At 75.0% G+C, this 9,389-nt stretch carries 1 protein-coding gene; it reads right to left on the bottom strand.

What is annotated here, in order from left to right; translation table 11 throughout:
• A partial coding sequence (locus tag E1291_RS34700) for a type I polyketide synthase (protein WP_131742302.1) occupies positions 1–9,389 on the bottom strand: 9,389 nt, incomplete at both ends.

The raw sequence follows: 9,389 nt of genomic DNA, 5'->3' as shown, positions 1-9,389 counted from the left end.
CGGGCGGCCAGCGCGGCGGCCTGGTCCCGCAGCGCGGCGCCGTCGCGCGCCGACAGCACCCAGGGCACGAGCCCGCCCGCCGCGGTGAGCGGGACCGGTCCGGCCGGGACGGGAGCGGGCTCGGGGCCCTCTTCCAGGATCAGGTGCGCGTTGGTGCCGGAGATGCCGAACGAGGACACGCCCGCCCGGCGGGGCCGGTCGCCCCTCGGCCACGGGGTGGGCTCGGTGAGCAGGCGCACGGCCCCGGCGTTCCAGTCGACGTGCGGTGTGGGCTCGTCGATGTGGAGGGACGCCGGGAGCGTGTCGTTGTGGAGGGCCTGGACCATCTTGATGACGCCCGCGACGCCGGCCGCCATCTGGGTGTGCCCGATGTTGGACTTGACGGAGCCGAGCCAGAGGGGCCGGTCGCCGGGCCTGTCCTGCCCGTAGGTGGCGAGGATGGCCTGGGCCTCGATGGGGTCGCCGAGGGTGGTGCCGGTGCCGTGGGCCTCGACGGCGTCGACGTCGGCGGCGGTGAGGCGGGCGTTGGCGAGGGCCTGGTTGATGACGCGCTGCTGAGACGGTCCGTTCGGGGCGGTGAGCCCGTTGCTCGTGCCGTCCTGGTTCACGGCGGACCCCCGGATCGTCGCCAGGACGCGGTGCCCGTTGCGCCGGGCGTCGGAGAGCCGTTCGAGGAGGACGAGGCCGACGCCCTCGCCCCAGCTGGTGCCGTCGGCGGCGGCGGCGAACGGCTTGCAGCGTCCGTCGGGGGCCAGGCCCCGCTGGCGGGAGAACCCGATGAACGTCGCCGGTGTCGCCATGACGGTCACGCCGCCCGCCAGCGCGAGGTCGCATTCGCCCTTGTTTAGCGCCTGGCCTGCGAGGTGGATCGCGACGAGGGAGGACGAGCACGCGGTGTCGATGGTCACCGCGGGGCCTTCCAGCCCGAAGGCGTAGGAGACCCGCCCCGACATGACGCTCGCGGTGTTGCCGACCAGCAGGTAGCCCTCGACCTCCTTGGCCGGGGTGGTGGTGGCGCTGTACCCCTGGAAGGTCCCTCCGGCGAACACGCCGGTGTTGCTGCCGTTGAGGTCGTCCTGGCTGAGCCCGGCGTTCTCGAAGGTCTCCCAGGCGGCCTCCAGGAGGATCCGCTGCTGGGGGTCCATGGCGAGGGCCTCGCGCGGGCTGATGCCGAAGAACCCCGCGTCGAAGTTCGGGGCGTCGTGGAGGAAGCCCCCTTCGCGGACGTAGCTGGTGCCGGGGTGCTCGGGGTCGGGGTGGTAGAGGCCGTCCAGGTCCCAGTCGCGGTTGGACGGCATCCCGCCGATGGCGTCGCCGCCCGCGGCGACCAGGTTCCAGAGCTGCCGCGGGTCGCGGACCCCGCCGGGGAAGCGGCACGCCATGGAGACGATCGCGATCGGCTCGTCGGTGGGCGCCGCGGCCGCGGCCCGGCTCACGAGGGCGTCCGCACGCCCGGTCAGCTCGGCGCGCAGGTGCTTGGCCAGCGCGGTCGCGGTGGGGTGGTCGAAGACGAGCGTGCGGGGGAGCTGAAGGCCGGTGGCGGTGCTGAGGCGCTTGCTCAGCTCGACGGCGGTGAGGGAGTCGAAGCCCAGTTCCTGGAGCGGCTGGTTCGCCGGGACGGCGTCAGCGCCGGTGTGCCCGAGGATCGTGGCCACGTGCGTCTGGACGCGGCGCACCAGCAGGTCGAGCTGCTGCTTCGGCGTGCTCCCCGCCAGTTCCCGGCGGAGCGGGTCGTCGTCGCCGGCGGGGTCGTCGCGACCCTCGGACTCCCGCGCGGGACGGGCCAGGTCGGCGATCAGGCGGCTGGGCCGCTGGGTCGTGAACGTGGCGGGGAAGGTCTCCCAGTCGATGTCGGCGATCGTGAGCGCGGTGTCGCCGTGGTCGAGCGCCCGCTGCACGGACTTGATCGCCAGGTCGGGGGCGAGCGTGGCCAGGCCGCGCCGGGCGAAGAAGGCGATGACGCCGTCGTCGGCGGCCATGCCCGACTCGCCCCAGGGTCCCCAGGCGAGGCTGGTGGCCGCCAGGCCGAGCGCGCGGCGGTGCTCGGCGAGCGCGTCCAGATAGGCGTTGGCGGCGGCGTAGGACGCCTGCTGCCCGCTGCCCCAGGCGGAGGCCCCGGAGGAGAAGAGCACGAACGCGGTCAGGTTCAGGTGGCGGGTGAGGTCGTGGAGGTGCTCGGCGGCCCGCGCCTTGGGCAGCAGCACCTCGGCGACGTGCGGGACGGTCAGGTCGTCGAACGCGGTCAGCTCGGGCAGCCCCGCCGCGTGGAAGACGGCGGTGAGGGGGTGTTCCCGGGGGATGTCGTCGAGGAGGTGTTGGAGGGCGTCGCGGTCGGAGACGTCGCAGGCGGTGATCGTGACGCGGGTTCCGAGTGCGGTGAGTTCGTCGGCGAGTTCCCGGGCGCCGGGGGCGTTGGGCCCGCGTCGGCTGGTCAGCAGGAGGTGGGGTGCGCCGTTGGTGGCGAGCCAGCGGGCGACGTGTGCGCCGAGTCCGCCGGTTCCGCCGGTGATGAGGGTGGTGCCGTCCGGCCGCCAAGGGGCGTGGGGGTCGTCGCCGGTGATCGGGGCGCGGTGCATGCGCCGGCCGAGGGCGGCGGTGGCGCGGATCGCGACCTGGTCCTCCGGCTGCCCCGGGGCCAGGACCGCCGCGAGACGGGCCGGGGTCTGGTGGTCGAGCGTGGTGGGCAGGTCGATCAGGCCGCCCCAGCGGTTCGGGTACTCCAGCGCCGCGACGCGTCCGAGACCCCAGGTCTCGGCCTGCGCGGGATTGGGCAGCGGGTCGGTCGGGGACACCGCGACGGCGCCCTGGGTCAGGCACCACAGCGGGCCGGGGACGTCCGTGTCGCCCGCCGCCTGGACGAGCGCCGTCGTCGCCGCCAGCCCCGCCGTCACGGCGGGATGGCCGGGATGCGGTGACCCGTCCAGGCTCAGCAGGCTGAGGACGCCGCCCGTGCCGCTGTTCGCGTCCTCCCTTGTGCCGGTGCCGTCGCCGGGCGCGAGGGGGGCGGCGAGGAGCCGGGCGAACTCCTCCCGGCCGGTGGCGGCCGGATCGACCGCGTGGGTGCGCGCCTCGGCGCCATGGGCGCGCAACGCCTGGACGACGGTGTGGACGGCGGGGTGCCCGGCGTGCGCGGCGGGCACGAGGACCAGCCATGTCCCGCCGAGCGTGGGGGAAGCGGACTCGGGCAGGTGCTTCCAGGTGATCTGGTAGCGCCAGGAGTCCAGCGTGGACCGCTCGCGGTGGCGGCGCCGCCACCGCGACAGGATCGGCAGCGCCGGGCGCAGGTCCTCGGCCGCCCCGCCTCCGTCGGCGCCCTCCTCGCCTCCGTCGGCGTCGTCTTCGCCGTCCAGGTTGAGGGTGCTGGTCAGCGCCTCGACGTCCATGTCCTCGATGGCCTGCCAGATCCGGCTCTCGACCGCGTCGTCCCCACCGCCGCCGATCCGGACGCTGGGGGCCAGCCAGTAGGACTGGTGCTGGAACGCGTACGTCGGCAGCTCGACCGGGGGCCGCGGGCCCGTCCCGAACACCGCGGTCCAGTCGCAGGGGGTCCCGGTCGTGAACGCCTCGGCGACCGACCGGAGCAGCTGGGCGTGGTCGCCGCGGTCGCGGTGCAGGGTCGCCACCGCCGCGGCGTCGGCGTCGGCGTCCTCGAAGGTCTCGGCCATCCCGACGGTCAGCACCGGATGCATGCTGGCCTCGATGAAGACGCGGTGCCCGTCCTCCAGGAGGACCCGGACGGTGTCGGCGAACCGGACCCGCTCGCGCAGGTTGGCCACCCAGTAGTCCGTGCCGAGCCCGGTGGTGTCGATCCGGGCGGCGGCGACCGTGGAGTAGAAGGGGACGGCTGCCTCGAAGGGCCGGATGCCGGACAGGACCTCGGCCAGCTCGTCGCGGATCTCGTCGACCTGGGGGCCGTGGGAGGCGTAGTCGACGTCGATCACGCGGGCGCGCAGCCCGTCGGTCTTGGCCCGCTCGACGATCGCGGCGACCTGGCCGGGCGGGCCGGACAACACCGTGGAGGACGGTCCGTTCACCGCCGCGACGGTCACGCCGGGGTGGTCCTCCAGCAGCCGCGTCGCCTCGTCCTCGCCCACTCCCAGGGAGGCCATGGCGCCGCCGCCCGCCAGGCCGCGCAGCGCGCGGCTGCGCAGAGCGACCACTTTGGCGCCGTCGGCCAGCGACAACGCTCCGGCGACGCATGCCGCCGCGATCTCGCCCTGGCTGTGGCCCACCACCGCTGCAGGGACGACCCCATGAGAGGCCCACACCGCAGCCAGCGACACCATCGTCGCCCACAGGACGGGCTGCACGACGTCCACCCGCGCGAGTTCGGACCCGTCCCCGCGCAGCACCCCGGTCAACGACCAGTCCACATACGGGGCGAGGGCCTGTTCACACTCGGCGATCCGCGCCGCGAACACCGGAGACGACTCCAGCAGCTCGGCGCCCATCCCGGCCCACTGCGACCCCTGACCCGGGAACACCAGCACCGGACCGGTGTCCGTCGCCACCGCGGGCCCACCGATGCCGACGACGCCCGGGTGCTCGTCCCCGGCCGCGAGCGCCCGCAGCCCGGCGAGCAGCTCGTCCCGGGACTCGCCGAGCACCACCGCGCGGTGCTCGAACGCCGACCGCCTGGTGGCCAGCGACCAGCCCACGTCGAGCGGCGCGTCCGCGCGCCCGGCGAGGTGGTCGGCCAGCGCCCTGGCCTGGGCGCGCAGGGCGCCGCCGCCGCGCGCGGTGACGACCCAGGGCACCGGCCGCCCGTCCGGCTCGGCGGGGGCGGCGGTCTCGGCGGCGGAGCCGGGCGCCTCCTCCAGGATCACGTGGGCGTTGGTGCCGGAGATCCCGAAGGCGGAGACCCCGGCGCGGCGCGGCCGCTCCCGCTCCGGCCACGGGGTGGGCTCGGTGAGCAGGCGCACGGCCCCGGCGTCCCAGTCGACGTGCGGTGTGGGCTCGTCGATGTACAGGGACGCCGGAAGCGTGTCGTTGTGCAGGGCGAGGACCATCTTGATGACGCCCGCGACGCCCGCCGCCATCTGGGTGTGCCCGATGTTGGACTTCACCGACCCCAGCCACAGCGGCTCGTCCTCGGGCCTGTCCTGCCCGTAGGTGGCGAGGATGGCCTGGGCCTCGATGGGGTCGCCGAGGGTGGTGCCGGTGCCGTGGGCCTCGACGGCGTCCACCTCGCCGGGGGCCAGGCGGGCGTTGGCGAGGGCCTGGTTGATGACGCGCTGCTGGGACGGTCCGTTCGGGGCGGTGAGCCCGTTGCTCGTGCCGTCCTGGTTCACGGCCGAGCCGCGCACGATGGCGAGCACCTGATGCCCGTTGCGGCGGGCGTCCGACAGCCGTTCGAGCAGGACGAGGCCGACGCCCTCGCCCCAGCTGGTGCCGTCGGCGGCGGCGGCGAACGGCTTGCAGCGTCCGTCGGGGGCCAGGCCGCGCTGGCGGGAGAACCCGATGAACGTCGCCGGGGTCGCCATGACGGCGACGCCGCCCGCCAGCGCGAGCCCGCACTCGTTCCGGGCGAGCGCCTTGGCCGCCATGTGGATCGCGACGAGGGACGACGAGCACGCGGTGTCGATGGTCACCGCGGGGCCTTCCAGCCCGAACGTGTAGGCGACGCGGCCGGAGATGACGCTCGACGTGGTCCCGGCGAGCGCGTACCCCTCCATCTCCACCGACTGCGTGGTGGATGCGCTGTACCCCTGGAAGGTCCCGCCGGTGAAGACGCCGGTGTCGCTTCCGTGCAGGGTGTCCTGGTCGATGCCGGCGTTCTCGAAGGTCTCCCACGCGGTTTCCAGCAGAAGGCGTTGCTGGGGGTCCATGGCGAGGGCCTCGCGCGGGCTGATGCCGAAGAACCCCGGGTCGAACGCCGGGGCGTCGTAGAGGAAGGCGCCCTGGCGGACGTAGCTGGTGCCGGGGTGCTCGGGGTCGGGGTGGTAGAGGCCGTCCAGGTCCCAGTCGCGGTTGGCGGGCATCTCGCCGATCGCGTCGCGCCCGGCGGCGACGAGGTCCCAGAGCTGCTGCGGGTTGCGGATCCCGCCGGGGTAGCGGCAGGCCATTCCCACGATCGCGATGGGCTCGTCCGGCGCGGCGGCGGAGGCGGCGGGGGCCGCCGCCGCCTCCGCCCCGGCCTGGCCGGTCAGCTCCGTCCTCAGGAGCTTGCCCAGCGCGGTCGCGGTGGGGTGGTCGAACACGAGCGTGCGGGGGAGCCGGAGCCCGGTGGCGGTGCTGAGGCGCTTGCTCAGCTCGACGGCGGTGAGGGAGTCGAAGCCCAGTTCCTGGAGCGGCTGGTTCGCCGGGACGGCGTCCGCGCCGGTGTGCCCGAGGATCGTGGCGGCATGCGTCTGGACGCGGCGCACGAGCAGGTCGAGTTGCTGCTTGGGCGTGCTCCCAGCCAGTTCCTGGCGGAGCGGGTCGGCACCGGCCCCGGTCTCCTCCCCGGCACCGTCCTCGCGGTCGGCCTGGGCGAGGTCGCCGAGGAAGGGGCTCGGCCGCTGCGTCGTCATCGCGGCGGGGAACTTCTGCCAGTGGATGTCGGCGATCGTGAGCGCGGTGTCGCCGTGGTCGAGCGCCCGCTGCACGGACTTGATCGCCAGCGCGGTGTCCAGCGGCGCGAGGCCGCGCCGGGCGAAGAAGGCGATGACGGCGGCGTCGGCGGACATGCCGGTCTCGCCCCAGGGACCCCAGGCGATGCTGGTGGCCGCCAGGCCGAGGCCGCGGCGATGCTCGGCGAGCGCGTCGAGGTAGACGTTCGACGCGGCGTAGGCCCCCTGCTGCCCACTGCCCCACGACGCCGCGCCGGAGGAGAAGAGCACGAAGGCGCTCAAGTTCAGGTGGCGGGTGAGGTCGTGGAGGTGCTCGGCTGCCCGCGCCTTGGGCAGCAGCACCTTCTCGACCCGCGCGAGGTCCAGCTCGTCGATCGTGGTGAGGTCGGAGATGCCCGCCGCGTGGAAGACGGCGGTGAGTGGGTGTTGCTGGGGGATGTCGTCGAGGAGGTGTTGGAGGGCGTCGCGGTCGGAGACGTCGCAGGCGGTGATGGTGACGTGGGTTCCGAGTGCGGTGAGTTGGTCGGCGAGTTCCCGGGCGCCGGGGGCGTCGGGTCCGCGTCGGCTGGTGAGGATGAGGTGGGGTGCTCCGTTGGTGGCGAGCCAGCGGGCGACGTGGGCGCCGAGTCCGCCGGTGCCGCCGGTGATGAGGGTGGTGCCGTCCGGCCGCCAAGGCGTCCGGGCGTCCTCCCCCGTGCCGGGGGCCCGGTGCATGCGGCGGCCGAGCGCGGCCGTAGCGCGGATCGCGACCTGGTCCTCAGGCTGCCCCGGGGTAAGGACCGCGGCCAGCCGGCGCGGCGTGTGCCGGTCGAGCGTGGTGGGCAGGTCGATCAGGCCGCCCCAGCGGTTCGGGTACTCCAGCGCCGCGACGCGTCCGAGCCCCCAGATCTGGGTCTGGTGGGGGTTCGGCAGGGACTCGGTGGGCGCGACCGCCACGGCGCCCTGGGTCACGCACCACAGCGGCGCTTCGAGGCCCGCGTCGTCCGCGGCCTGAACGAGGGCCGTCGTCGCCGCCAGCCCCGCCGTCACGGCGGGATGGCCGGGGCGGGGGGTCTGGTCGAGCGCGAGCAGGCTGAGCACGCCCGCCGGGCCGCTGCCCTCCAGGGCCGGGTCGGCCAGCCGCTCGGCCAGTTGCTCGGCCAGCGGGGCGCGGTCGGCTGCGGCGGCGTCCACCGCCCAGGGGCGCGCGGTGCCGCCGTGGGCGTGGACGGCCTGCACCGCCGCCCGGACGGCGGGGTGGTCCGCCTGCCCGCCGGCGTGGACGACCAGCCAGGTGCCGCTCAGCGCCGGGGCGGCCGGCTCCGGCAGGTGCTTCCAGCCGATCCGGTAGCGCCAGGAGTCCAGCGTGGACCGCTCGCGGTGGCGGCGCCGCCACCGCGACAGGATCGGCAGCGCCGGACGCAGGTCCTCGGCCGCCCCGTCCTCGGCGTCCAGGCGCATCGTGCTGGTCAGCGCCTCGACGTCCAGTTCCTCGATGGCCTGCCAGACCTGCCGCTCGACCGCGTCCGGGGCGTCGCCGCCCGCGGGCCGGAGGCCCGGCGACGGCCAGTACCGCTCGCGCTGGAACGCGTAGGTGGGCAGGTCGACGCGCCTTGCCGAGGGGAAGTACCCCGCCCAGTCGACGGGCGTCCCGGTGGCGAAGGCCAGCGCGAGCGCGTGGGCGAGCTGGACCGGGCCGCCGTTGTCGCGGCGCAGCGTCGGGACGGCGCTGACGGCGATGTCGGCCGCCTCGGCGGTCTCCTCGACGCCGGAGGTGAGGACGGGGTGGGGGCTGGCCTCGATGAAGACGCGGTGTCCGTCGTCGAGGAGGGTTTGGACGGTGTCGGTGAAGCGGACTTGTTCGCGCAGGTTGGTCACCCAGTAGCCGGTGCCGAGGGTGGTGGTGTCGATGCGGGCCGCGGTGACGGTGGAGTAGAACGGCACCCGGCCGGCCTGTGGGGTGATTCCCGTCAGGATGGTGGTCAGTTCGTCGCGGATCTGGTCGACCTGGGGGCCGTGGGAGGCGTAGTCGACGTCGATCGTGCGGGCGCGCAGGCCCTGTGCCTCGGCTCGCGCGACCACGGCCGCCACGTGCTCGGGCGTCCCGGACACCACGGTGGAGGACGGGCCGTTGATCGCCGCGATGGTCACGTCGCCGGACAGGAGCGTCTCGGCCTGTTGCGCGCTGACGCTCAGGGAGGCCATGGCACCGCCGCCCGCCAGCCCGCGTAGTGCCTTGCTGCGCAGGGCGACCACTTTGGCGCCGTCGTCGAGGGTGAGGGCTCCGGCGACGCAGGCCGCGGCGATTTCGCCTTGGCTGTGGCCGACGACGGCGGCGGGGGTGACGCCGTGGCTTTCCCACACCGCCGCCAGTGACACCATCATCGCCCACAGGACGGGCTGCACGACGTCCACCCGCGCGAGTTCGGACCCGTCGCCGCGCAGGACCTCGGTCAAAGACCAGTCCACATACGGGGCGAGGGCCTGCTCGCATTCGGCGATCCGCGCCGCGAACACCGGAGACGACTCCAGCAACTCCGCGCCCATCCCGGCCCACTGCGAGCCCTGGCCCGGGAACACCAGGACGGGGCCGGTCTCGCTCGCCACCGCCGGCGTCCCGGGGTTGACCACGCCGGGGTGTTCCTCGCCCGCGCCGAGCGCCGCCAGCCCGGCGAGCAGCTCGTCCCGGGACTCGCCGACCACCACGGCGCGGTGCTCGAACGCCGACCGCGTCGCGGCGAGCGACCAGCCGACGTCGGCCGGGTCGTCCGCGCGCTCCGCCAGGTGTTCGGCCAGCGCCCGCGCCTGCCCGCGCAGCGCCACGGCCCCGCGCGCCGACACCGTCCAGGGCAGCACGCC

Source organism: Actinomadura roseirufa (assembly GCF_900659635.1).
Taxonomy (GTDB): domain Bacteria; phylum Actinomycetota; class Actinomycetes; order Streptosporangiales; family Streptosporangiaceae; genus Spirillospora; species Spirillospora roseirufa.
Note: the sequence above shows the minus strand (reverse complement) of the source record. Positions and strands in the feature narration are given on the sequence as shown.